Raw genomic sequence first — 328 nt, forward strand, 5'->3', positions numbered from 1 at the left:
TGGCCTGACCGAAGACGTCGCGGACCACGCTGTCGAAGAAGATGCCATTGGCCGGGTCGGTGGTGTGGCTACGCACCAGAATATTGCTGCGCCAGGCCCACATGCTGCCTGCGAGCAGATTCGGGAAACCGAGACCGGCCGTATCGCCGAACGCGGTGAGCATCTCGCCGTGCCCGTTGTCCCACATGATCCCGAGGTCGGTGCCGAGCACGTTGTAGTTCTGGGTGACATTCGGGCTTGCCATGCCGGTCACCTGGAAGACGGCCTTGGTGCGCCCGGGCAGGTTGGGCAGGCCGTTGGTGCCGTTGAGCACCGGAATCGGGTTGAT

The 328-nt window shown here is 64.0% G+C and carries 1 protein-coding gene; it reads right to left on the reverse strand.

The genetic code is table 11. The annotated features are described in order from the left end of the window. The coding region (locus tag GV790_RS29455) for a DUF4185 domain-containing protein (protein ID WP_163818080.1) at positions 1–328 on the reverse strand (328 nt) is incomplete at both ends.

The organism is Nocardia cyriacigeorgica (genome assembly GCF_010858045.1).
Classification (GTDB): Bacteria; Actinomycetota; Actinomycetes; order Mycobacteriales; family Mycobacteriaceae; genus Nocardia; species Nocardia cyriacigeorgica_E.